Source organism: Bradyrhizobium nanningense, assembly GCF_004114535.1.
In the GTDB taxonomy this organism is placed as follows: Bacteria; Pseudomonadota; Alphaproteobacteria; order Rhizobiales; family Xanthobacteraceae; genus Bradyrhizobium; species Bradyrhizobium nanningense.
This window is the reverse complement of the sequence record NZ_LBJC01000023.1, coordinates 237507-260920: the sequence shown is the minus strand read 5'-3', so window position 1 is coordinate 260920 and position 23414 is coordinate 237507. Positions and strand designations below refer to the sequence as shown.

The window sequence follows — 23414 nt, the reverse complement described above, 5'->3', positions numbered from 1 at the left end:
CCATCGTGGGGTCGTCTCCAGGCACCGGCCGGAGCAAACGCGCGCACGTTCTGCGCGCGGCTTTGCCGTGCCTTGTCCCCTGCCTTGCGCTGACCAGCCTCGGAAGCACCCCCGCGGCCGCCCAGAGCATCACGCCCGACCTGTTCAATCCCAATCGTGGCGGCTTCGCCTCGCCCGAGACGCTGCCGACCCGCCGCACGGCGGGCGTGCCGCAGGCGCCGTCGGATGCGTTGCCGGCGCTGCCCGATCCCAATGCCGATCCGCGCAAGGCCCGCGACAAGCCGGCGACCTCGCGCATCGGTCAGGTCCCGACCTATGGCCTTCCGGCCGCCACCGGCGCGAGCGGCTCCGGCTACGACTCGCTCAACCGCAAGCGACAGCAACCCAGGCTCTATCCCGGCCAGCCGAAGCCGAAGCGCGCGGCCGGTCCCGGCTCGCCGGCGCCGACCACAGCGCCGCCGCCGTCTACGCTCGGCCTGCCCAGAATCGCGCCGCCGCCATCTGCGTCCGCCAACAAGGCGCCGGTGCCGGCGGCGATGGCGGGCACCGTGCCCGGCCAGCCGCTGCGCCGCCGCCTCAAGGCGGATGACGATCCGTTTGGAGCCGTCGGCGACTACGCCGGCAGCTTCCTGATCAAGGGCGGGCTCGAGCTCTCCACCGGCTATGACACCAATCCGGCGCGTCTCAACAAGCCGGTCGGTTCGCCGGTCTATGTGGTCGCGCCCGATCTCCTTGTCGTGTCCGACTGGGAGCGCCACGCGCTGGTCGCCGACCTGCGCGGCTCGTTCTCCGGCTATACCAACAACATGCCGGCAACGATCGACGGTTCTCCCTCGCCGTCGCCGGTCGAGATCAATCGTCCTGACTTCACCGGCCATGTCGATGGCCGTCTCGACGTCGACCGCGACCTCAAGCTGACCTCCCAGTTGCGCCTGCGGCTCGCCACCGACAATCCCGGCAGCCCCAACGTGCAGGCCGGCCTGCAGAAATATCCTGTCTACGCCGCCTACGGCACAACGGTTGGCTTCGACCAGACCTTCAATCGCTTCCAGGTCGCCGCCGGCGCCACCGTCGATCGCACCGCCTACACGGATTCCAAACTCACCGACGGCTCGACGTTCAGCAACAATGATCGTGACTTCAACCAATATGGCGGCGTGGGGCGCTTCTCCTACGATCTCAAGCCGGGCCTGAAGCCGTTCGTCGAGGTCCAGGGTGACACCCGCGTCCACGACCAGGCCGCCGACCGCAACGGCTACTTCCGCGATTCAAACGGCGGCTACGCCAAGGTCGGATCGTCCTTCGAGTTCTCGCGCATTCTCACCGGCGAAATCTCGGTCGGCTATTCCGCGCGCAACTACACCGATCCGCGTCTCAGCCAGCTCTCGGGCTTCCTGACCTCGGGCTCGCTGATCTGGAATGCGAGCGGGCTCACCACGGTGAAGTTCTTCACCGACACGCAGATCGCCGAGACCACGGTCGCCGGCTCCTCCGGCGTTCTGGTGCGCACCTATTCGGCCGAAGTCGACCACGACTTCCGCCGCTGGCTGACCGCCGTCGGCAAATTCACCTACGGCACGCTCGACTACCAGGGCCAGAACCGCAACGACAAGACCTACTCTTTCGAAAGCAATTTGATCTACAAGTTCAACCGCAACATCTGGGTCAAGGGCACGCTGCGTCACGACATCCTGGATTCGAACCAGCCGGGCTCGAGCTCGCAGGGGACGGTGGTGATGGTGGGCGTGAGGCTGCAGAATTGAGAGCGGCGGCAAGCCGCGTTTGAGCGCATGCCGCTTCGTTGGCCCCGGCTCTCGCCACCCACTCCGCTGTCATGCCCCGGCTTGACCGGGGGCATCCAGTACGCCGCGGCCTATCCGTATACGTCTGACGTCTCTGGAATACTGGATCGCCCGCTCCAGGGCGCAATTGCGCACAAGGCGGACGATGACACTGTTTGCTGATCAGGTGGCTCGCGCCTCGCTCAGCGCGGCAGATCCGTCTTCCCCATCAAAAACGTGTCGATCGACCGGGCACACAGCCGGCCCTCGCGGATCGCCCACACCACCAGCGACTGGCCGCGGCGCATGTCGCCGGCGGAGAACACGTTCGGACGGGAGGTCTGGTAGTCCAGCGTATTGGCCTTGACGTTGCCGCGCGGGTCGAGCTCGACCGAGAGCAGCTTCAGGAGGCCCTCGTGCACGGGATGGACGAAGCCCATCGCGAGCAGGACGAGCTCGGCATCGAGCTCGAACTCGGTGCCGGCGATCGGCTTGAACTTGTCGTCGACGTGCACGCAGTGCAGCTTCTTGACCTTTCCGTTCTCGCCGGAGAACTTCTGGGTCAGCACGGCGTATTCGCGCACCGCGCCTTCGGCCTGGCTGGAGGACGTCCGCATCTTCAAGGGCCAGTTCGGCCAGGTCAGGCCCTTGTTCTCGCGCTCGGGCGGGGCGGGCATGATCTCGAGCTGGGTCACCGACAGCGCGCCCTGGCGCAGCGAGGTGCCGATGCAGTCAGACCCGGTGTCGCCGCCGCCGATGACGACGACGTGCTTGCCGCCCGCCAGGATCTCCTGGACGCCGCCGAGCGGCTCCTCGGAGACGCGGCGGTTCTGCTGCGGCAGGAAGTCCATGGCGTAGTGGATGCCTGACAGCTCGCGGCCGGGGATCGGCAGGTCGCGCGGGGCTTCCGCGCCGCCGGTCAGCGCGATCGCATCGTACTCGTTGAGCATCTCGCGCGGATCGACATTGCCGTCCGCGCCGACATGGCTGTTGTAGTGGAAGGTGACGCCTTCGCCTTCCATCTGCTTGACGCGACGGTCGATGACGCCCTTCTCCATCTTGAAGTCGGGGATGCCGTAGCGCAGCAGGCCGCCCGCCTTGGCGTACTTCTCGAACAGGTGCACGTCATGGCCGGCGCGGGCGAGCTGCTGCGCGCAGGCCATGCCGGCCGGACCCGAGCCGATCACCGCGACCTTCTTGCCGGTCTTGACCGCCGCCACTTCCGGCTTCAGCCAGCCATTGTCCCAGGCACGGTCGACGATCGCGCATTCGATGGTCTTGATGGTGACCGGGTTGTCGTCGATGTTGAGCGTGCAGGACGCTTCGCACGGCGCAGGACAAATGCGCCCCGTGAACTCCGGGAAATTGTTGGTCGAGTGCAGGTTGCGCGAGGCTTCTTCCCAATTGCCCTGATAGACGAGGTCGTTCCAGTCGGGGATCTGGTTGTTGACCGGGCAGCCGGGCGTGCCGGGCGCGACCGAGCCGGTGCCGTGGCAATAGGGAATGCCGCAGTTCATGCAGCGCGCGGCCTGGTCGCGCACCTCCTTCTCGGAGAGGGGAACGACGAATTCCTTGTAATGCTTCACGCGTTCGGCGACCGGGGTGTACTTGCGGTCATGCCGTTCGATTTCGAGAAAACCCGTGATCTTGCCCATTAAACCCGAAGTCCCTGCCGCTTAATTCGTTTGTTCTCTCACTCCTCATCCTGAGGAGCGGCGCGCTCTTCGCGCCGCGTCTCGAAGGATAGAGGCCCGGATGGTGGTCTCATGGTTCGAGACGGCGCTTCGCGCCTCCTCACCATGAGGCTTCTCTCTTACGCCCCGATCGCGATTTTCGGCTCGGCGTCCGCGTTGGCGGCCATTTCGCGCAGCGCGCGCCGGTACTCGACCGGCATCACCTTGCGGAATTTGGGCAGCCAGTCCTTCCAATTGGCAAGGATGTCGGCGGCACGCTTGGAGCCGGTGGCTTTGGCGTGGCGAGAGATCAGGACGTGCAGCCGCTCGACGTCGGAGGCGAGCAGGTTCTTGAACACGTCGACCCGGCCGTGCGCCTCGAGGTCACCGGCATGGTTGTAGGTGCCGGCGTTGATCAGCTCTTCGGACAGCACCGGCTCGAGTTCGACCATGCTGAGGTTGCACAGCTTGTCGAAGTCGCCGGTCTCGTCGAGCACATAGGCGATGCCGCCGGACATGCCGGCCGCGAAGTTGCGCCCGGTCTTGCCGAGCACGACCACGATGCCGCCGGTCATGTATTCGCAGCAATGATCGCCCGCGCCCTCGACCACGGCGATCGCGCCCGAGTTGCGCACGGCGAAACGCTCGCCGGCGATGCCGCGGAAATAGCACTCGCCTGCAATCGCGCCGTACATCACGGTGTTGCCGACGATGATGCTCTCTTCCGGCACGATGCTGCTGTTGGCCGGCGGCTTGACGATGATCTTGCCGCCCGAGAGGCCCTTGCCGACATAGTCGTTGCCTTCACCCTCGAGCTCGAAGGTGACGCCGTGGGCGAGCCAGGCGCCGAAGGCCTGACCGGCGGTGCCCGTGAGGCCGACATGGATGGTGTCGTGCGGCAGGCCGGCATGGCCGTAGATCTTGGCGACGGCACCGGACAGCATCGCGCCCGCGGAGCGGTTGGTGCTGTTGATCTTGGCCTCGATCTTCACCGGCGCGCCGCGGTCGAGTGCAGGCTTTGCCTGCTCGATCAGCGAGCGGTCGAGCACCGCCTCCAGGTGATGGTTCTGGCGCTCGGAGTGATAGATCTTCTGGCCCTTGTCTTCCTTCTGCTTGACGAACAGCTTGGAGAAGTCGAGCCCCTTGGCCTTCCAGTGCGCGACCAGCTTGGTCTGGTCGAGCAGCTGCACCTGGCCGATCATCTCGTTGAAGGTGCGGAAGCCGAGCGAGGCCATGATCTCGCGGACTTCCTCCGCGACGAAGAAGAAGTAGTTGATCACGTGCTCGGGCTGGCCGGTGAAGCGCTTGCGCAGGACGGGGTCCTGGGTCGCGACGCCGACCGGGCAGGTGTTGAGATGGCACTTGCGCATCATGATGCAGCCGGCCGCGATCAGCGGCGCGGTCGCAAAGCCGAACTCGTCGGCGCCGAGCAGCGCGCCGATCACGACGTCACGGCCGGTGCGGAAGCCGCCGTCGACCTGGACCACGATGCGGCTGCGCAGCCGCTCGCGCACCAGGGTCTGGTGGGTTTCGGCGAGGCCGATCTCCCAGGGGCTGCCGGCATGCTTGATCGAGGTCAGGGGCGAAGCACCGGTGCCGCCCTCGAAGCCCGCGATGGTGACATGGTCGGCGCGCGCCTTGGCGACGCCCGCAGCCACCGTGCCGACGCCGATCTCGGAGACGAGCTTGACCGAGACGTCGCCCGTCGGGTTGACGTTCTTGAGGTCGTAGATGAGCTGCGCCAGATCCTCGATCGAGTAGATGTCGTGGTGCGGCGGCGGCGAGATCAGGCCGACGCCCGGCGTCGAGTGCCGGACCTTGGCGATGGTCGCGTCGACCTTGTGGCCGGGCAGCTGGCCGCCTTCGCCGGGCTTGGCGCCCTGTGCCATCTTGATCTGCATCATGTCGGAGTTGACGAGATACTCCGTGGTGACGCCGAAGCGGCCCGAGGCGACCTGCTTGATTGCCGAGCGCATGGAATCGCCGTTCGGCATCGGCTTGAAGCGGTCGGCTTCCTCGCCGCCTTCACCGGTGTTCGACTTGCCGCCGATCCGATTCATGGCGATCGCGAGCGTGGTGTGCGCCTCGCGCGAGATCGAGCCGAAGCTCATCGCGCCCGTGGCGAAGCGCCTGACGATGTCCTTGGCCGGCTCGACCTGGTCGAGCGGGATCGGCTTGCGCTTCTCTTCCTCCGCGTTCTTGATCCGGAACAGGCCGCGCAGCGTCAGCAGGCGCTCGGACTGCTCGTTGAGGGTCTTGGCGAAGGCGCGGTAGCGCTCCTGCGAATTGCCGCGCGCGGCGTGCTGCAGCAGCGACACCGACTCCGCGGTCCAGGCATGGTCCTCGCCGCGGCTGCGATAGGCATATTCGCCGCCGACATCGAGCGCGGTCTTGTAGACCAGTGCCTCGCCGAACGCGTCGGCATGACGGCGCACGGCTTCTTCAGCGATTTCGGCAAGGCCGACGCCCTCGACGCGGCTGTGGGTGCCGGCGAAGAACTTGGCGACGAAGTCGGCCTTGAGGCCGACGGCGTCGAAGATCTGCGCGCCGCAATAGGACTGGTAGGTCGAGATGCCCATCTTGGACATCACCTTGAGCAGGCCCTTGCCGATCGACTTGATGTAGCGCTTGACGATCTCGTAGTCGTCAAGCGAGCCGGGCAGGCGGTCCTTCATCGCGACGATGGTTTCGAACGCGAGGTAGGGATTGATCGCCTCCGCGCCGTAGCCGGCCAGGCAGGCGAAGTGATGCACCTCGCGCGGCTCGCCGGATTCGACGACGAGGCCGACCGAGGTACGCAGGCCCGTGCGGATCAGGTGATGATGCACCGAGGCACAAGCCAGCAGCGACGGGATCGGCACCCGGTCGGTACCGACCATGCGGTCGGACAGGATGATGATGTTGACGCCCTCGCGCACCGCGCTCTCGGCGCGTGCGCAGAGCTCGTCCAGCACCTGGTCCATGCCGGCCGCACCGAGACCGGCGTGGAAAGTGGTGTCCAGCGTGCGCGACTTGAAGTGGGTGTCGGCCACGTCCGAGATCGAGCGGACCTTTTCGAGGTCCGCGTCGGTCAGGATCGGCTGGCGCACTTCGAGACGCTTGGTGGTGGCCATGCCCTGCAGGTCGAACAGGTTCGGCCGCGGTCCGATGATGGAGACGAGGCTCATCACCAGCTCCTCGCGGATCGGGTCGATCGGCGGGTTGGTGACCTGCGCGAAGTTCTGCTTGAAGTAGGTGAACAGCGGCTTGGCCCTGTCCGATAGCGCCGAGATCGGCGTGTCGTTGCCCATCGAGCCCGCGGCCTCTTCGCCGGTGGCTGCCATCGGCGTCATCAGGATGGCGATGTCTTCCTGGCTGTAGCCGAACGCCTGCTGGCGATCCAAAAGCGACAAATTGGAGCGCACGCCTGTTGTCGGCACCTTCGGCAGCTCTTCCAGCACGATCTGGGTTCGCTCCAGCCACTCCTTGTAGGGGTGGCTCCGGGCGAGGTCGGCCTTGATCTCGTCGTCAGGAATGAGGCGACCCTGTTCGAGGTCGACCAGCAGCATCTTGCCGGGCTGCAAGCGCCACTTGGTGATGATCTGGTCCTCGGGAATCGTCAGCACGCCCATCTCGGACGCCATCACGATGCGGTCGTCCTTGGTGACGAGATAGCGCGCGGGCCGGAGGCCGTTGCGATCGAGTGTGGCGCCGATCTGGCGGCCGTCGGTAAAGGCGATCGCGGCGGGGCCGTCCCATGGCTCCATCAGCGCGGCGTGATATTCGTAGAAGGCGCGGCGCTTCTCGTCCATCAGCGGATTGCCGGCCCAGGCTTCCGGAATCATCATCATGACGGCATGCGGCAGCGAGTAGCCGCCCTGCACCAGGAATTCGAGCGCGTTGTCGAAGCAGGCGGTGTCCGACTGGCCTTCATAAGAAATGGGCCAGAGCCGGTTGATGTCCTTGCCGTACAGCTCGGAGCTCACCGAAGCCTGCCGCGCCGCCATCCAGTTGGTGTTGCCGCGCAGCGTGTTGATCTCGCCATTATGCGCGATCATGCGGTAGGGATGCGCCAGCGACCAGGCCGGGAAGGTGTTGGTCGAGAAGCGCTGGTGAACGAGCGCGAGCGCGCTCTCAAAGTCCTTCTCGTGCAGATCGGGATAGTACTTGCCGAGCTGGTCGGCGAGGAACATGCCCTTGTAGATCACGGTGCGGCAGGACATCGAGCAGGGATAGTAGCCTGCAAGCCCGCGGTCGCGGCGCTGGTAGATCGCCTGCGAGATCGACTTGCGCAGGATGTAGAGCCGGCGCTCGAACTCGTCCTCGGTCTTGGCGGTGCCGTTGCGGCCGATGAACACCTGCATGCAGGCGGGCTCGGTCGGCTTCACGGTGACGCCGAGCGAGGAATTGTCGGTCGGCACGTCGCGCCAGCCGAGCAGGGTCAGACCCTCTTCCTTGATCTGGTCGGCGATGATGCTCTTGATGACGTTGCGCCAGGCGGTGTCGCGCGGCATGAACAGCGCGCCGATGGCGTACTCGCCGGGCGCCGGCAGCGCGAAGCCGATCTCCCCAGCCTTGCGGCTGAAGAAGGCGTGCGGGATCTGCACCAGAATGCCGGCGCCGTCACCGGCGCGCGGGTCGGCGCCGACGGCACCACGATGCTCGAGGTTGCAGAGGATGCTCAGCGCGTCCGCGACGATCGCGTGCGACTTCCGGCCCTTGATGTTGGCGATGAAGCCGACCCCGCAGGAATCCTTTTCGAGGGCGGGGTCGTACAGGCCTTCGGCCTTGGGGCGCGAATTGTGCTCCTGAATCGGATCGGTCGTTTTCGAGGCGGCCGTCGCCGACAGCTGTTCTGCCACGATGCTTGCGCGCTCGAATTGCGACCCGTTCATTGTTCCTGTCCTCTCCATGCGGCAAGCTGCCTCACCGCCATCTTCGGCGCACCTTGGGCGTTCCGCGGCACCCGCCTCTGGGTTACCGCTCGTCCGTTAGCGAGCCGCATTTTCTTAAATTCAGGCCTAGGCGCTCTTCGTCCCCGAGAACGGCTTTGCCTGGTACCTTCCTGGGGCTCAAGAGCACCAGGATTCGCTGCAATCCCTGTGCCGGGACCGCAAGCAAAATTGAGACAGTCTTCCTGTCCTAACCATCACCTTGCCAAATTTTTGTCTAGCACACAAGCGTGCGGAAGTCCCGATTCCCGATAAGTCAATCAATCGCTTTCCAAAAGTTGCGCAGCCTCGCTTTTGGAGCAAACGCGCCCCGATCCGGCCCTGTGGACGCCGGAATCCCGAATGAAGCTTCGCCTCAGCCCTTCGAACGGAGCGCCACGCCGCAAGAAGCGAAAGAGCGCGAGGCGTTCGGGGGCCTGACAGGAGCGTATCGACCATGAAGTTTTTCACAGGATGTGTGGCTGCTGTCGCGCTGGCGCTGGCTGCAACCGCCGCTCGGGCACAAGTTCCGGCGAGCGGTATCGGGGGCGGGGGCTATGTCGCGGTGTCGGATTTCGACGGACCGTACGTGCCGGGCGAAGCCGCGCCGCCGCCGCGTTACGGCTATGAGGAGCGCGGCCCGGCGCCTGCGCTGCTGCCGGCCACCGAGGTCTATGCGGTCCTGCGCGACAACGGCTTCTCGCCGCTCGGCATCCCGCGCCTGCGCGGCAGCGTCTACACCATCGCGGTGATCGATCGCCGCGGCGACGATGGCCGGCTCGTGATCGATGCCCGCGACGGCCGGATTATCCGCTTCCTGCCGGCCGCCGATGCCTATGGCATGGCGCCCGTCTATGAGGAACGCGCGGTTGCGCCTTACGGGCCGCAAACCGCGCTGCCGCCGCCAACCATGGTCCGCAGCGGTCCGCCGCGCCCGCCGGCCGCGATTCCGCATGTGGCAAGCCGTAAGGTACCGTTGCCCAAAGCCGCTCCGTCGCGCGGCGAGACGCCGGTCGCCGCCAAGCCGGCGGAGACGGTGGTGCAGCGGGCTCAAGCACCGGCCCCGCAGCAAACCGCGGCCGCGCAGGCGAAGCCGGCCGAGGCTGCGGCGCAGGCCGCCGCGCCGACCGTCGGCCAAGCCAAGCCTGCCCCGACGATCCTGCCGACACAGGACATGCCGGCCGCGCAGGGGCTCGATTAGCGCTGCGAGTTTGGCGCGACGGCGCCAACCAAATCAACGGTGTCGTCCCCGCGAAGGCGGGGACCCATACCGCGTGATCGATCGGTGGGGATGAGGCGCGAGTACCGGATCACCAATCTTCGCCAAACTTCGCCCTGTGGCTATGGGTCCCTGCGTTCGCAGGGACGACGATGGGGTGAGAGCTAAGCAAGACCGCCCGAAAATTTCGGGCGCTTCTGCGTGACGGCGGCTAAGCCTCAGCTCCGCGTATACCCCGCGGCTTCCAGGATCAGATTCGCCACCTCCTTCGGATGTGACACCAGCGAGAGATGGCCGGCATCGAGCTCGATCGTGGTAGCGTTCATGCGCTTGGCGAGGAAGCGTTCGAAATCCGGGTTGATGGTGTAGTCGTTCTTCGACACCGCGTACCAACTCGGCTTGCTGTGCCACGCCGCTTCCGTGGTGCGGCCGGCGAAGATCGAAGCGGCGGTCGGCCATTGCACGGCATAGAGCTCCCTGGCCTGCTCGGGCTTCACGCCATTGGCAAAGTACTTCAGGAAGGCGTCTTCCGAGAGCTTGGTAGTGCCGTCGCGCTCGACGATGCCGGCTCGCGCGGGACCGGTCGGAAACTGCTTCGACAGCGCGACGAAATCCTCGTTCGCATCGGGCGCGCGTGCGGCGACATAGACGAGTCCGGTCACCTTTGGATCGGTGCCGACCTGGCTGATCACGGTGCCGCCCCAGGAATGCGCGGCCAGCACGGTGGGACCGTCCTGCTCGGCCAGCGCGCGCTTGGTGGCCTCGACGGAGTCGCTGAGCGACGACAGTGGATTCTGGACCGCGGTCACGTGCAGGCCCGCGGCCTGCAGGATCGGGATCACCTCGGACCAGCTCGAGCCGTCGGCCCAAGCGCCGTGCACCAGCACGACGTTCGTCGCCTTCACGGTCTGCCGTGTCTGCGCGTGGGCGAGGCTGAGAGGAGCCACAAGCAGGCTCGCGGCGACGAAAAGGCTGCGCCAGAGTGACATGATCTTTCTCCGTCTTGTTCTTGGGTTCGATGTCCAAAGGACGGAGCGCGCAGCGGCGACGTTACGCGTCCTCACTGCTCTGTGATGCAGCGCAAAATAAAAACGCCCCGGGGCACCGGGGCGTTTTCGTAACCTGGAAGTTGCGCGTGATTTACGCGGCGGCTTGCGCGGCCGAGTTCTCGATCACCTGCGCCTTCGGCGCGCCGGTGTTGATCGAGATCTGGCGCGGCTTCTTCGCCTCGGGAATCTCACGGACGAGGTCGACGTGAAGCAGCCCGTTCTCGAGCGAGGCGTCCTTCACCTGCACGAAGTCGGCGAGCTGGAAGGCGCGCTCGAAGGCACGCGCGGCGATGCCGCGGTAAAGCACCTCGTTCTTGCTGTTCTCGTTGGCGACCTTTTCGCCCTTGATCGTCAGCGTGTTTTCCTTCGCGACGATGGAGAGCTCATCCTTGGCGAAACCCGAAACCGCAACGGTGATGCGGTAGGCGTTCTCGCCGGTACGCTCGATGTTGTAGGGGGGATAACCGGGGCTGCCGCCGTCCGAACCGGCCTGGTCGAGCAGGCTGAAGAGGCGGTCGAAGCCGACGGTGGAACGATAGAACGGGGTGAGATCGTAGCTACGCATGGTCAAGTCCTCCATTGAGCGACTGTTGGTAACCCGCCCGCCAATCGGGCCGGGCTTTCAGCTGTGTGCAGCCTGATGTTCCGGTTCCGAAACACTGGTAGCGGCCTGCACGAAGGTGATATGGGTGGAACGAGACGGCGTTCAAGAGGGCGGCATTGGCGCCTTTTCGGCGCTTTGGCCCCTTGATTTGCAGCACTTCGCGCCCAAGCACCTCCAATCATGACGCTGGTCTCGATCCCGTCCAATCCCGTGCCCGAAAACGTCGTCAGCGGCACCATCAAGACCCCCGATGGCGCCGAGCTGCGCTTTGCGCGCTGGGCGCCGCCGGCGAACCGCAAGGGCACGGTCTGCGTCTTCACCGGGCGTAGCGAGCAGATCGAGAAGTATTTCGAGACCGTGCGCGACCTGCGCGACCGCGGCTTTGCGGTGGCGATGATCGACTGGCGCGGGCAGGGCCATTCCTCGCGGCGCCTGCGCGACCCGCGCAAGGGCTATGTGCGCGATTTCTCCGATTTCGAGGTCGACGTCGAGGCCTTCGTGCAGCAGGTGGTGCTGCCGGATTGTCCGCCGCCGTTCTTCGCGCTGGCCCACTCCATGGGCGGCACGGTGCTGCTGCGGGTGGCGCATGCGGGCAAGCGCTGGTTCGACCGCATGGTGCTGTCGGCACCGATGATCGACCTGCCCGGCCGCACCACCTCGTTTCCGGTGCGGGCGTTGCTGAAGACGATGCGCCTGCTCGGGCAGGGAGGCCGCTATGTCCCCGGCGGCAGCGACCGCCTCACCGGGTTCGATCCCTTCATCAATAATCCCGTGACCAGCGATCCGGTCCGCTATGCCCGCAATGCCGCGATCCTGGAGGAGGACCCGACGCTCGGACTGGCGTCACCGACCGTCGCCTGGGCCGATACCGCCTTCCGCGCGATGCACACGTTCAAGCGAACGAACTACCCCTCCGAGATTCGCCAGCCGATCCTGATGCTGGCGGCCTCCAACGACACCGTGGTCTCGACCGCAGCGATCGAGGAGTTCGCCTATCATCTGCGCGCCGGATCCCATCTGGTGATTGCCGGCGCCAAGCACGAGATCCTGCAGGAGCAGGATCGCTACCGCTCACAGTTCTGGGCCGCCTTCGACGCCTTCGTGCCGGGCACGCCGCTGTTCAAGTGAGGACTTGGGCGAGGCATCGTGCTGCAAGCTCGTCATGCCCGGCCATGACGGCGACGAAGAGCGTTGGTCGCACTACAGCGTCTTCAGATACTCGATCAAATCGTAGCGCTCGGCATCGTCCTTGAACATGCGGCCGATCACGCCGGGGCGTTTCGGCTCGCCGTCCTTGCGCTCGAAGGAATGGCCGAGCACGCTGTTGCCCTGGATCGGCTTGCCGTCAGATCCCATTGCAGAGAACTCGGTTTCACCCGTCTTGCACTTTTCGTCCGCGGTGACCGCAAAGCCGACGGTCACGGGATCATAGTCGCGGTGGCCCATGCAGAATTTGGCCGGGCGCTCGCTCGCCGGCTTCAGCAGCCAATACAGCGACGGCACCGAACCGTTGTGCAGGTAAGGCGCGGTGGCCCAGATGCCGTTCAGCGGCCGCGCGCGATAGCGCGGATCGGGCGCCGGATTGAGGCAGTTCTTGCGCGCCAGATTCCACAATTTCCCCCGCTCCGCCTCTGGGACCTTCTCGTCGTCCATCCATTTGCGCGCGACGAGGTCGACCACCGTCATCAGGCCGAGCGCATAGACCATCTCGTTGGGCGATTTGCTCGCGGTCGGGATCTCGCATTGCCACCATGTCTGGAGGTCGGCCGTATTCACTTTCAGGAAGCCGGGCACGTCGACGACCCTGTTGCCGAGCACGAGGGATTGTTCGGGATCCGTCTTGATCTCGTCGAGGGGGATCGTCACCGCGTTCAGGACCTTGCTGTCGCCGTTCGGCTCCCAGTGCTTCGATGACCAGAACGCGGGGGTGTCGACGGCGGGCAGGTGGCATCCGGAGCACATCTCCGTATAGATGGCTCGGCCGCGCTCGACGCGATCGGGCTTCAGCCTCCAGGCGTCGCCGAGGATCTGCGAGGGCCATTTCGGCGCGAGCAGGCCGCCGAACTTCGGACCGGCGGAAGGATCCGCCGGCTTGAATGGATCGGGACCTCTCAGCATGTCCTCGATCCAACCGAGCGTCCTGATGTTCACCGAGGAGCGCCACAGCCTGTCCTCCGGATAAGCGTCGGACAGGTTGAGCAGGGCCGTCACGCCAAGGGCTTCGCCGGCGTTGCGGATCAGCGGCTGCTCGATCGAGGCGTCGTACTGGGCGAACTTGAACCACGGCACCGTCCAGATCGCGGGGTAGCTGACCGGGGCGTCCTGGGCGTGCAGGTTCTCTTCGAATCCCTTGACCCCGCTCAGCGCCAGATCCTGCGAGAAGACCTGGTTGCCGATGCGGTTGAGGGCATCGAGACGCCCGAACCCTTCCTCGGTGTCCTTCTGCTGCTTGCCGTCCCAGGTCTTCTTGCCTTCAACCGTTTTTTGCTGCGTTTGAGCCCAGTCGATCAGGAATGTGCCGATTGCGCTGAGCTTCTGCTTGAGCGCCGCGCGGTCCGTCTTGCTGGAATCGGGGCCGAGCACGCGATCGGCAAAGCGGTCGAAGCGGAACGGGACGTAGAGCGTGTAGGCGATCGACAGCCCGGTGGAGAGCTCCAGCTTCTTCAGGTCGGTCATGGCCGGGCCGCCGTCGAAGCGGACGTCCACGCCCTGGTAATGGATCTGGCCGGTGTGGCAGGCCGCGCAGGTCAGTCCGATCTTGTCCTCCTCGCGACGGCCGGTCGCGGGATCCGCGACGCCGGTCATCCGCGCGAAGCCGACCGGCAGGCCGTCGACATTCTCCGCCGGCGTCCACCTGGCCGACCAGTCCGGCACCTGCGTCGTCTCGTAGACATTGGCGTAGCCGAAGCGGCGCAACGTCGTCGTGTCGGTCTGGATCGATTGCGGGCTCGGGATGAAGCCGAAGCTTTCGAGATAGGTGCTGTCCTTCATCATGCCCGGCTTCGAGAACAAGTGCAGGCGTGGCTGCTCCAGGGCCATGAACCACTCATAGGGCACCGGGAAGGTCGCGGTGCCCTGGCTGGCATGATGGAACCAGTGCCGGTCCTTCAGCGACCAGTTTTGCTCGAGCCAGAAGGCGGCCTTCGTCTCCGGGACCGCAGGCAAAGGCGGCGGAAGAAAATTCACGAGGATGCCCTTTTGGGGCAGCATGGCGCGGACCTGGTTGGGAAACTCGGCGATGGCCACCAGGGCGACGAGGCCAAGGCCGATGACGAGCGCCGTCAGCCCGACCGCCCAGCGAAAGCGGAGCTGGCAGGCCGACAGCAGCGGCTGCGACAATATCCGCTGATTGATGCGGTCGGGGAATCGGCGCTCGTTGAACAGCGTGCCAACGTCAGCCACGCTGAGATAACGCTCTTCGTCCCCCTTGCCCTTGCCGATGATCTTCAAGAGGATGGGCCATTCGAACTTCATCAGCAGCGGGTAGTACCAGCGGGCGGCGCTGCCGGCGCGCTTGAGGTTGTCGCGCATGAAGGACTTGATTTCCGCAGCGTTGAGGCCGGGCTCGCTGCTGCCGGTGTTCGGGTCGGTGTAGGTCCGGCCAAAGCTCGCGAGCCGCGCGATCTCGTCCTGGTTGACCTTGCCGTCGACGCCGAGGATGCGCGAGCCGGCGCCGCGCTTGTCGAGCGGACCGCCGCGCAGCGCGTCGAGCTGCGCGCCCGACCAGATGCTCTTCAGGATGTGCTTGAAGCCGTTGGCGATGAGCGCAACGCCGCGGACCTGGATGCGGGCCGAGACCTTCTTCAGCCCCGTTTCGCCGGTCGCATTCGCGATGGTCTGCGACAGCGTGTTGAGAGGGACGGTGCCGCCCTCGACGAAACCTTCGCCGACGAGGCCGCGCAGGAACGGGCATGGATTGTTCGGCGAGACCGGGATCGAGGGATCGAAGGGAGGCTTCGAGGCGGGGTGATGCATGGCCCAAATCCTGAAAACAGCGAATCGTGAAATGGCGCGCCGATCAAGCGCGGAAAGTCCTAACAAACCGACAGCAAGCTATACTACTTGGGCGTGTGGCGAAGTGTGGCCGAATTCACTGTCCTGTCAACCAAAGCAGGCGTGTTTTGGCAACGAAGTGCGAGAACGCCCCTGGGGCGGCGGCCCGCCGGTCAGGACTCGGCGGCGCGTTTGACGTCGCTCTGCACCAGGGTCAGCTTGCCGAGCGGCACGCCGGCCTTCAGCAGCCCTTCGCGGTAGTGAGCGAGATGCTCGGGGTTCTTCCAGTGGAAGTTGCGCAGGTGGCGGTCGACGTTGAGGGTCGGGTAGTTGCTCATCAGCACGCGGGCGGCTTCGCTCGCCTCGTCGCTTCGTCCCAATTGCGCCAACGCAGCGGCGCGGATCGCCAGCGCCTGCATGTGGTTGGGATTGATGTAGAGCTGCTCGCGCGCCCATGACAAGGTCGCGTCATATTGGCGCAATAGATAGTGGCTGAAGGCGTTCAGTGCCGCCCATTGGTAGCGCGGGTCGCTGTTGTCGCGCTGCGCGGCCATCGAGAACAGCTCGATCGCCTCGCGGTGCTCGCCGATGACGAAATGGCAGATGCCGAGCACGCCGCGGGCGCCATTGTCGTAGGGGTTGAGCGCGACGGCGCGCTTGGCGGCGTCCATCGCGGCCTCGTAATGGCCCTCCATCGCATGCGCCCACGACAGGATCGAGAACGCGAAGGACGACCGCGGGTCGAGCCGGACGCTGGTTTCGGCGAGGTTCATCGCCTCGGCCCACATCTCGCGCGTGCCCTTGACCCAGCCGAACTGGATGCTCTGGATCTGGATCGTGGCGAGATAGGCGTGCGCGATCGACAGTTTGGGATCGAGCCGGATGGCTTCGCGGAACAGCTCGACGGCGACGGCGAGGTCTTCCTTGGTCTGGCGGTAATAGTGCGACAGTCCCTTGAGGAAACGGTCCCATGCGGTCACGTCGGTTGACAGGCGTGCCGGCGCCGAGGCCTCGGCCCGGACGATTTCGGTGGCGATGGCGGCAGACAGGTTGGTGGTGATCTCGTCCTGCATCGCGAACAAATCGCCGATGTCGCGATCGTAACGCCCGGTCCAGAGCTGCTCGCCGGTCTCCGGCGCGATCAGCTCGGCGGTGACGCGGATCTTGGCGCCGGCGCGCCGCACCGAGCCCTGGATCAAGTAGGTGGCGTCGATCTCGCGCGCGATCAGGCGCGTGCTGGTGTTCTTGCCCTTGAAAGTGAAGGTCGAGTTGCGGCTCAGCACGCGATAGAAGGATTGCAGCGACAGCGCGTGGATCAGATCCTCGGTGAGGCCGTCCGAGAAATATTCGTCCTGGGCGTCGCTGAGATTGGCGAAGGGCAGCACGCCGACGATTGCGGTGCGGTACTGCTGCGAGAGGGTGGATGCCTCCCGAAGCTCGGGGGCGAGCGCCGGCGTGCCCTCGGGCGTCCAGGTAAAGACCCCGATCGGATCCTTGATGTTCTTGAAGCGATGGTTGCCGGCATCGGTCAGCGGCACCGTGAGATGCTTGCTCGCCTCGCGGAAGGCCTTGGCCGAGATGGCGAAGCCGCCGGGGTTCGCCACCGATTCGAGACGGACGGCAATGTTGACATCGTCACCGAAGACCTCGTCCTCGTCGGCGATGACGTCGCCCATGTGGATGCCGAGGCGGAACTGCATGGCGCGGTCGGCGGGCAGGTGGTGGTTGCGCTCCGCCATCAACATCTGCATCGCGATCGCGGCCTCGGTGGCGCCGACGATGGAGGCGAATTCCAGCAGGAAGCCGTCGCCGGTGTTCTTCACGACGCGGCCGCCGTGATTGAGGATGATGGGGTGGATCGCGGCGCGATGAGCCTTGAAGGCGGCATGGGTGCCGGCCTCGTCGCTGCCCATCATGCGCGAATAGCCGGCGACATCGGCGCAGACGATGGCAGCCAGACGTCTTTCCATATTCTCGCAGCTCCAAGGGAGGACAGACCGGCCACGGCGTGGCAGTCGCCTCGAATTCCGCATTTCAAGAACCCTACCTTTATAGAGCAGATGCGGCCGAGCGATAGTAGGCTCCGCATTGCAAATTCGAGGTAAATCCTACGCAATCCCGGTGGTGGACGGGGCGGGACGAACGGACTAAGCCCGTGCTCCGGAGCCGGAGGTGAGGCACGTCACATATGCTGGGCATTCACGAAATCTGGCTGTTCATCCTATCGGGAGTGCTGCTTAACGTCACGCCCGGACCTGATTCCGTCTACGTCATCGGCCGCAGCATGCAGATGGGCTGGCGAGGCGGCGCTGCGGCCGCATTCGGCATCAGTTGCGGCTGTTTCGTCCATGTCGCGGCCGCGGCGATCGGCCTTTCGGCCCTGCTGATGGCCTCCTCGACCGCCTTCTCGATCCTGAAGCTGGTGGGCGCGGCCTATCTCGTCCTGACCGGGCTTCAGATGCTGTGGTCACGCCCGGTGCTGGCAGCGGCAATCGACGAGCCGGTGCGCAGCTCGCTGCGGCGGGTTTTCCTCCAGGGCGTCTTCACCAACGCGCTCAATCCCAAGGTCGCGCTGTTCTTCCTGGCTTTCCTGCCGCAATTCGTCGCAGCCGACTCAGCCCACAAGCCGCTCGCCTTCCTGACGCTCGGCCTGATCTTCATCTTCACGGGAACGCTGTGGTGCCTGGTGCTGGCGGCGTTCGCGGCGAAAGCCGCCCACCGGCTGCGCGAATCCGAGGGCGCAATCGCCTGGGTCAACCGCGCGCTCGGCGGCCTCTTCATCTATCTCGGTATCCGCGTCGCCATGCTGGAGACGCGGTAACTCGTTCGAACGAATGAGGGAAGCTGCGTAGGGTGGGTTACGCCCAGCGTCTGCGCTGCGCGCAACCGCAGTTCTAACCCACCCTATGATCTGTGTTTACGCAAATTCCTTCAGCAGCGCGCTGCCGGCGAGATAAAGACCGAGTAGGATCATCGCGATCAGGAACCAGCGACGGAACGCTTCGGCCGGCATCCGCGCCCGCACCGACTGGCCGATGAGCATGCCGGCAAAGGCCATGGCGAGGCCCACGGCGCCCGGCACGGCATTGGTTGGCGTCAACAGCCCAACGGTGGTGAGGTTGAAGGCGAGCGCCAGCGTTGCCGTGGTGAAGAACACGCCGAGCGCCTGCACCAGCTCGTCCTTCTCCATGCCGATCGCCTGCATGAAGGGCATCGAGGGGATCACCTGCACCCCGGTCGAGGCCGAGATCATGCCGGTGACGACACCGACCACACCGCCGACCCATTTCTCGTTTTGAGACGCAACGTGGAATTGGAACTTGTTCAGCCCGATCACCGCGTAGACGACAAGCAGGACGCCGAGCACGATCGTGCCATAGCGCGCATGCGGGCCGGTTAGCGCGCCGGCATTGAGCCAGCAGCCGATCACGGTGCCGATCATCAGCGGCCACAGCCGCCGCAGGATGTCGCGCAAATACGGGCCGCCGAAGGTCTGCCAGATGTTGGTGACGATGGCGGGCACTATCACGATGGCAATCGCGCGGCTCGGCGCCATGCTTACCGCGAGCAGGCCCATGGACACGGTCGGCAGGCCGAGGCCGACCACGCCTTTGACGAATCCGGCGATCAGGAAGACGGCGGCGATGAGAATGAGAAGCGGGTCGATCATATCAGGTACATTGACCGAAGCCGTGCCGGCGCACAATCTGGAGGTTACGGAGCAAGCCTTCGTTTGAAACGAAGGCTAGAGCATGATCCGGACCCAAAGGGGCCATGTTAGCGCAAAGTGCGCAGCGGTTTTCCGACAAGATCATGCTCCAAGGATGAGAAAGAGACCCGCCATGCGCTTCGACCTTGTCGACCTCCAGCTCTTCATCGCGGTCGCCGACCAGCGCAGCATCACCCGCGGCGCGGAACGGTCGCATCTGGCCCTGGCCTCGGCCAGCGCGCGCATCAAGGGGCTCGAGGACGCGCTCGGCGTCGCGCTGCTCAAGCGTGGCCGCCGCGGCGTCGAGTTGACCGCGGCCGGCGAGAGCCTGCTCGATCATGCGCGGCTTGTGATCCACCAGATCGACGCGATGCGCGGCGATCTCGCCGGCTTTGCCTCTGGCGTGCGCGCCAGCGTGCATTTCCTCGCCAATACCTCGGGCCTGTCCGAGCATCTGCCCAAGGCGCTGGCCGGCTTCCTGCGCGAGCATCGCGACGTCGCCGTCGACATCGAGGAGCGCGAGAGCACCGACATCGCGGCGGCGATCACTGCGGGCGCCGCGGATCTCGGCTTTGCCGCCGAGCACGCGCTGTCCGATCATATCGAGCGTTTCGTGTTCAGCGAGGATCGCCTGACGTTGGTCACATCGCGCCGCGGCCCGTTCGCCGGACGGCGGCAGATCGACTTCCAGGAGGCGGGAGCCTGCGATTTCGTCGGGCTGACCAGCGCCACCGCGCTTCAGATGCACATTTCCAAGCACGCGGCTCGGCTCGGCATGCGTCCGCATGTTCGCGCGCGCCTGCGCGATTTCGACGCGATCTGCCAGATGGTCGCGGCCGACGTCGGCGTCGCCCTGGTCCCCGAATCCGCCGCCCGCCGCTGCGCCAAGCTGATGCCGCTCTCGGTCGTTCGACTACGCGACGCCTTCGCCAACCGTCGCCTCGTGATCTGCGCGCGCAGCTTCAAGGCGCTGCCAAGGCCGGCGAAGATGCTGGTGGAGCATTTGCGGGCGGAGGCAGTGTGAGTGTGTTGATGTGAGCCGACGCTGTGGCCGCGTTGTGAGAGGTCGGCTCTTACCCCCTAGAGAACTCTACTTCGCCGTCTCCACCCCGGCGTCCTTGATCACCTTCGCCCACTTCGCGGTCTCGTCGGCGATGAATTGGCGAAAATGCTCCGGCTCGTCGCCGACCAGTGTCGCGCCTTGGGCTGCGAGCTTCTCCTTTACCGCCGGCTCCGCCATCGCCTTTGTCGCCAGTGCATGCAGCGCGGTGACGATCTCCTTCGGCGTGCCCTTCGGCGCGACCATGCCGTACCAGTTCTCGATGCGCAGGCCAGCAAAGCCTGCCTCCGCGGTGGTCGGCACCTCAGGCGCTGTCGGGGCGCGGGCGGCCGAGCCGACCGCAATGGGGCGCAAGGCACCCGCCTTGACCTGCGGCAGCAGCACTGGAAGGTCGAGGAACGTCATCTGCACCTGCTGGCCCAGCAGGTCGTTCACCGCCGGCGCGGCACCGCGATAGGGTACGTGCACGATGTCGATCTTGGCCGTCAGCTTGAACAATTCGCCGGCCAGATGCGGCAGGCTGCCGGGGCCGGAGGAGGCGAAGTTGAGCTTTCCCGGCTGCGCCTTGGCGAGCGCGATCAACTCGCCGATGTCTTTCGCGGGCACGTTGGTCGCGACCACGAGCATTTCCGGCACGGTGGCGACCAGCGTCACCGGCGTGAGATCGGTCAGCGTGTCGTAGGCGACTTTCTCCATGCTCGGACTGATCGCGAGCGCGCCGGCTGAGGAGATCGCGACGGTGTAGCCGTCGGGCGGGGCCTTGGCGACGGCGTCGGTGCCGAGCACGCCGCCCTGGCCGCCGCGATTGTCGATCAGGACCGGCTGGCCCGCGAGCTCCGACATGCGCTGGCCGATCACACGCGCGATGATGTCGTTCGGCCCGCCGGCCGGGAACGGCACGATCAGCTTGATCGGTTTTGCCGGAAAATTCTGCGCCGCCACCGCTGACGGCAGCAGCAGGAATAAACCAAGGAGAAGCCTGCGTGAGATGGTCATGCAAGCCTCCCGCTCGCGTTTGTTATGGGTTGAGCAGCCTCAAGGCTTCTTCGTGAACCCTGGCGTCGCCGGCCGCGATGATGCGGCCGCCGCCCTGGGCCGGCTTGCCTTCCCAGGTGGTGACGACGCCGCCCGCACCGGTCACGATCGGGATCAGCGCCGCGATATCATAAGACTTCAGCTCGGTCTCGACCACGAGGTCGACGTGACCTGCGGCCAGCATGCAGTAGGAGTAGCAGTCGCCGCCATAGCGCGACAGCCGTGCGCCCTTTTCGATGCGGCCGAAGATGGCACGATCGCTCTCGTTCATCAGCAAGGGGCTCGTGGTGTAGGACGTCGCTTCCGCGAGCGAGGTGCAGCGGCGGACCTGGAGCCGGCGCTCGCCGGAGGGGCCCTTGTAATTGGCCGAGCCGTTGTCGCCGGAGAAGCGCTCGCCGATGAAGGGCTGGTGCATCATGCCGAACACCGGCGCGCCCTTATGCAGCAGCGCGATCAGGGTCCCCCAGATCGGAAAGCCGCCGATGAAGGATTTGGTGCCGTCGATGGGATCGAGCACCCAGACATAGTCAGCGTCCTCGCGCTCGTTGCCGAATTCCTCGCCGACGATGCCGTGCTGGGGGAAGTTGGCCTTGATCAGCCGCCGCATCACCGCCTCTGCGGCGCGGTCGGCTTCGGTGACCGGATCGAAATCCTTGGTCTTGCTCTTGTCGTCGATCGACAGCGAGGTGCGGAAGAACGGCAGGATGGTTTCGCCGGAGGCGGTGGCGAGCCGTCCGATGAAGGCGGAGAAGTCGATCACCGTCACAGGCCAGGTCCTCAAAGCGAAAGTTGGATGAAGCTCGCCTCCTGCCTAGCTCAATTCGCCTCCCGCGTGCAGCGCTGTCTTGATTTGCACCCTGGTATTTTGGATGCCGAAGCGAGCCTGCCTCCTCTCAGTCATCTCCTGGCCAAATATCGATCATGGCGTTGAAAACTTAGTTCCGACCCTGCCTCGTTCGTATGCAAACATCTATCAACCCATTGAATTTCCTTATCAAAGAAACTGAATCTGGGTTTCCGTGGAAGCAACCGAGCCATGTGCATATTGCATGGGAAACGGCTCAAAAGGCCTTGCACTTTGTGCGGCGCGGTCGCATATTGTTGCGGTGCGGTAGCGCTTGGCGTTACCGCTGCCCTCCTTGGGCGTTTCCTCCCTAGACTTGGGCCGCTTGCGTCATTCGCGAGCGGCCCTTTTTTCTTGGGGGCCTTTCGCTTTCGTTTCCATGTGAAAAGCGAGGCGAAGCGAAGACGCGTTCGCGCCAATGCAGACGACGATCTTACGAAGAGAAGCCGGCGTCTATTCCGCCGCCGCCTGGAACGGGCCGAGATCGCCGAACGGAATCGTGGTCGCCAGCACGTCGGCGAGAACGCCGAAATCGGTCGCCACTTGCGCAAAGCGTGGACTGCGCTCGCGCCGCCGCTCGTCCATGTAAATTGCGCGGTTGAGCTCGAGCTGCACCGCGTGCAGGCCGCTCGCGGGATTGCCGTAATGCTCGGTGATGAAGCCGCCGGCATAGGGCTTGTTGCGGCCGATCGAATAGCCGAGTCCGGTCATGGTCTCCTCGACCCGGTCGGGCAGAAGCGGCGTGCAGCTCGTGCCGTAGCGGTCGCCGATCACGACGTCGGGCCGGCGCGGCTCGTCGCGGGACACGCCGACTGACGGCATCGAGTGGCAATCGACCAGCACCACGGTGCCGAACATCTGGTGCACCTTGTTGATCAGCCGGCGCAACGCGCGATGGTAAGGCTTGTACAGCGTCTCGATCCGGCCCAGCGCATCGTCGACCAGGATGCGGTCGCGGTAAATCTCCTGGCCGTCGCCGACCACGCGCGGAATGGTGCCGAGGCCGCCGGCGACCCGCATCGAGCGGGTGTTTGCGAAGCTCGGCAGGCGGCCGGTGAACATGCGCGGGTCAAGCTCATAGGGCTCGCGATTGACGTCGACATAGGAGCGGGGAAAGTTGACCCTGACGGTCGGAAAGCCGCGCTCGCTCAAGTGGCCGATCAGCTCGTCCATGAAGGAATCTTCGGACCGACGCAGCGTCGTGAGGTCGATCCTGGACGCCGCGAGGAATTCGTCCGGATAGGTCGAGCCGGAATGGGGCGAGTTGAAGATGACCGGCGCGCGCCATTGCGCGGGCTCCACGATCTCGAAGGCTGGCGACGTCTTGCCGTCAAACCGGGTCATCTTCTCAGGCTTCGTCCCTTCACGCCGGGATCTGGCAGGGCGCCAGACCGCATTGATTCGGCCGATCGATGCGGCTCTTATGTGTCGTCATTGTCCGGAATCGCAACCATTCTGCCAAGCGAAAAGATGTATTGGTTCATTGGAACACGTCTTAACCGTGCGGGCAGGGAGGCGTGGATGCGCCCGCGCGGCT

Annotated in this window: 15 protein-coding genes; 5 read left to right on the top strand and 10 right to left on the bottom strand. The window is 65.3% G+C overall.

The window, feature by feature from the left end:
* Positions 1 to 5 precede the first annotated feature (5 nt).
* A complete protein-coding gene (locus tag XH84_RS17365; protein WP_128921693.1) occupies positions 6 to 1763 on the top strand; it encodes an outer membrane beta-barrel protein in 1758 nt (585 codons plus the stop codon).
* A 221-nt stretch (positions 1764 to 1984) separates the two neighbouring features.
* On the opposite strand, the gene XH84_RS17360 is transcribed toward XH84_RS17365, so the two are convergent.
* Positions 1985 to 3436 (bottom strand): glutamate synthase subunit beta, encoded by a 1452-nt coding sequence (locus XH84_RS17360; protein WP_128921692.1) that lies wholly within the window; start codon positions 3434 to 3436, stop codon positions 1985 to 1987.
* Between the two features lie 158 nt (positions 3437 to 3594).
* Positions 3595 to 8328: a glutamate synthase large subunit gene (gene gltB, locus XH84_RS17355; RefSeq protein WP_128921691.1), complete on the bottom strand. Its 4734-nt coding sequence runs from the start codon at positions 8326 to 8328 to the stop codon at positions 3595 to 3597.
* 493 nt (positions 8329 to 8821) lie between these two features.
* Between gltB and XH84_RS17350 the strand changes: the two genes are divergently transcribed.
* Positions 8822 to 9565 carry a hypothetical protein gene (locus XH84_RS17350; protein WP_128921690.1) on the top strand — a complete coding sequence of 248 codons (744 nt, stop codon included), beginning with the start codon at positions 8822 to 8824 and terminating at the stop codon, positions 9563 to 9565.
* A 236-nt stretch (positions 9566 to 9801) separates the two neighbouring features.
* Here XH84_RS17350 and XH84_RS17345 read toward each other — a convergent pair whose 3' ends face one another.
* Positions 9802 to 10572: an alpha/beta fold hydrolase gene (locus XH84_RS17345; protein WP_128921689.1), complete on the bottom strand. Its 771-nt coding sequence runs from the start codon at positions 10570 to 10572 to the stop codon at positions 9802 to 9804.
* Between the two features lie 151 nt (positions 10573 to 10723).
* Positions 10724 to 11197 (bottom strand): Hsp20 family protein, encoded by a 474-nt coding sequence (locus tag XH84_RS17340; RefSeq protein ID WP_164936533.1) that lies wholly within the window; start codon positions 11195 to 11197, stop codon positions 10724 to 10726.
* Positions 11198 to 11416: 219 nt separating this feature from the next.
* Here XH84_RS17340 and XH84_RS17335 point away from each other — a divergent pair, with 219 nt between their 5' ends.
* Complete coding sequence (locus XH84_RS17335; protein ID WP_128921687.1) at positions 11417 to 12364, top strand: alpha/beta fold hydrolase; 948 nt, start codon at positions 11417 to 11419, stop codon at positions 12362 to 12364.
* 72 nt (positions 12365 to 12436) lie between these two features.
* Here XH84_RS17335 and XH84_RS17330 read toward each other — a convergent pair whose 3' ends face one another.
* Both XH84_RS17330 and XH84_RS17325 read right to left on the bottom strand, forming a co-directional pair.
* Positions 12437 to 15211, bottom strand: coding sequence for a di-heme-cytochrome C peroxidase (locus XH84_RS17330; RefSeq protein WP_128921686.1), 2775 nt, complete (start codon positions 15209 to 15211; stop codon positions 12437 to 12439).
* 191 nt (positions 15212 to 15402) lie between these two features.
* A complete protein-coding gene (locus tag XH84_RS17325) occupies positions 15403 to 17199 on the bottom strand; it encodes an adenylate/guanylate cyclase domain-containing protein (protein ID WP_164936532.1) in 1797 nt (598 codons plus the stop codon).
* Between the two features lie 218 nt (positions 17200 to 17417).
* Here XH84_RS17325 and XH84_RS17320 point away from each other — a divergent pair, with 218 nt between their 5' ends.
* Complete coding sequence (locus XH84_RS17320) at positions 17418 to 18050, top strand: LysE family translocator (RefSeq protein ID WP_128921684.1); 633 nt, start codon at positions 17418 to 17420, stop codon at positions 18048 to 18050.
* Positions 18051 to 18146: 96 nt separating this feature from the next.
* Here XH84_RS17320 and XH84_RS17315 read toward each other — a convergent pair whose 3' ends face one another.
* Positions 18147 to 18899: a sulfite exporter TauE/SafE family protein gene (locus XH84_RS17315; protein WP_128921683.1), complete on the bottom strand. Its 753-nt coding sequence runs from the start codon at positions 18897 to 18899 to the stop codon at positions 18147 to 18149.
* Positions 18900 to 19071: 172 nt separating this feature from the next.
* On the opposite strand from XH84_RS17315, the gene XH84_RS17310 reads away from it, so the two are divergent.
* Positions 19072 to 19962, top strand: a complete 891-nt coding sequence (locus XH84_RS17310) for a LysR substrate-binding domain-containing protein (protein WP_128921682.1) — start codon at positions 19072 to 19074, stop codon at positions 19960 to 19962.
* Positions 19963 to 20028: 66 nt separating this feature from the next.
* Here the strand turns inward: XH84_RS17310 and XH84_RS17305 are convergent, their stop codons facing one another.
* From XH84_RS17305 to XH84_RS17295, 3 genes are all read right to left on the bottom strand, one after another.
* Positions 20029 to 20994 carry a Bug family tripartite tricarboxylate transporter substrate binding protein gene (locus tag XH84_RS17305; RefSeq protein WP_128921681.1) on the bottom strand — a complete coding sequence of 322 codons (966 nt, stop codon included), beginning with the start codon at positions 20992 to 20994 and terminating at the stop codon, positions 20029 to 20031.
* A gap of 22 nt (positions 20995 to 21016) precedes the next feature.
* Positions 21017 to 21799, bottom strand: a complete 783-nt coding sequence (gene hisN, locus XH84_RS17300) for a histidinol-phosphatase (RefSeq protein ID WP_128921680.1) — start codon at positions 21797 to 21799, stop codon at positions 21017 to 21019.
* A gap of 531 nt (positions 21800 to 22330) precedes the next feature.
* The gene (locus tag XH84_RS17295; RefSeq protein ID WP_128921679.1) at positions 22331 to 23221 is read right to left on the bottom strand and encodes an N-formylglutamate amidohydrolase; all 891 of its coding nucleotides are present in this window, start codon (positions 23219 to 23221) and stop codon (positions 22331 to 22333) included.
* Between the last annotated feature and the right edge of the window lie 193 nt (positions 23222 to 23414).

Excerpts from the sequence above, each read along its gene's own strand:
- XH84_RS17360 (WP_128921692.1), bottom strand. The coding sequence starts at position 3,436 with ATGGGCAAGATCACGGGTTTTCTCGAAATCGAACGGCATGACCGCAAG.
- gltB (WP_128921691.1), bottom strand. The coding sequence starts at position 8,328 with ATGAACGGGTCGCAATTCGAGCGCGCAAGCATCGTGGCAGAACAGCTG.
- XH84_RS17350 (WP_128921690.1), top strand. The coding sequence starts at position 8,822 with ATGAAGTTTTTCACAGGATGTGTGGCTGCTGTCGCGCTGGCGCTGGCT.
- XH84_RS17345 (WP_128921689.1), bottom strand. The coding sequence starts at position 10,572 with ATGTCACTCTGGCGCAGCCTTTTCGTCGCCGCGAGCCTGCTTGTGGCT.
- XH84_RS17340 (WP_164936533.1), bottom strand. The coding sequence starts at position 11,197 with ATGCGTAGCTACGATCTCACCCCGTTCTATCGTTCCACCGTCGGCTTC.
- XH84_RS17335 (WP_128921687.1), top strand. The coding sequence starts at position 11,417 with ATGACGCTGGTCTCGATCCCGTCCAATCCCGTGCCCGAAAACGTCGTC.
- XH84_RS17330 (WP_128921686.1), bottom strand. The coding sequence starts at position 15,211 with ATGCATCACCCCGCCTCGAAGCCTCCCTTCGATCCCTCGATCCCGGTC.
- XH84_RS17325 (WP_164936532.1), bottom strand. The coding sequence starts at position 17,199 with ATGGAAAGACGTCTGGCTGCCATCGTCTGCGCCGATGTCGCCGGCTAT.
- XH84_RS17320 (WP_128921684.1), top strand. The coding sequence starts at position 17,418 with ATGCTGGGCATTCACGAAATCTGGCTGTTCATCCTATCGGGAGTGCTG.
- XH84_RS17315 (WP_128921683.1), bottom strand. The coding sequence starts at position 18,899 with ATGATCGACCCGCTTCTCATTCTCATCGCCGCCGTCTTCCTGATCGCC.
- XH84_RS17310 (WP_128921682.1), top strand. The coding sequence starts at position 19,072 with ATGCGCTTCGACCTTGTCGACCTCCAGCTCTTCATCGCGGTCGCCGAC.
- XH84_RS17305 (WP_128921681.1), bottom strand. The coding sequence starts at position 20,994 with ATGACCATCTCACGCAGGCTTCTCCTTGGTTTATTCCTGCTGCTGCCG.
- XH84_RS17295 (WP_128921679.1), bottom strand. The coding sequence starts at position 23,221 with ATGACCCGGTTTGACGGCAAGACGTCGCCAGCCTTCGAGATCGTGGAG.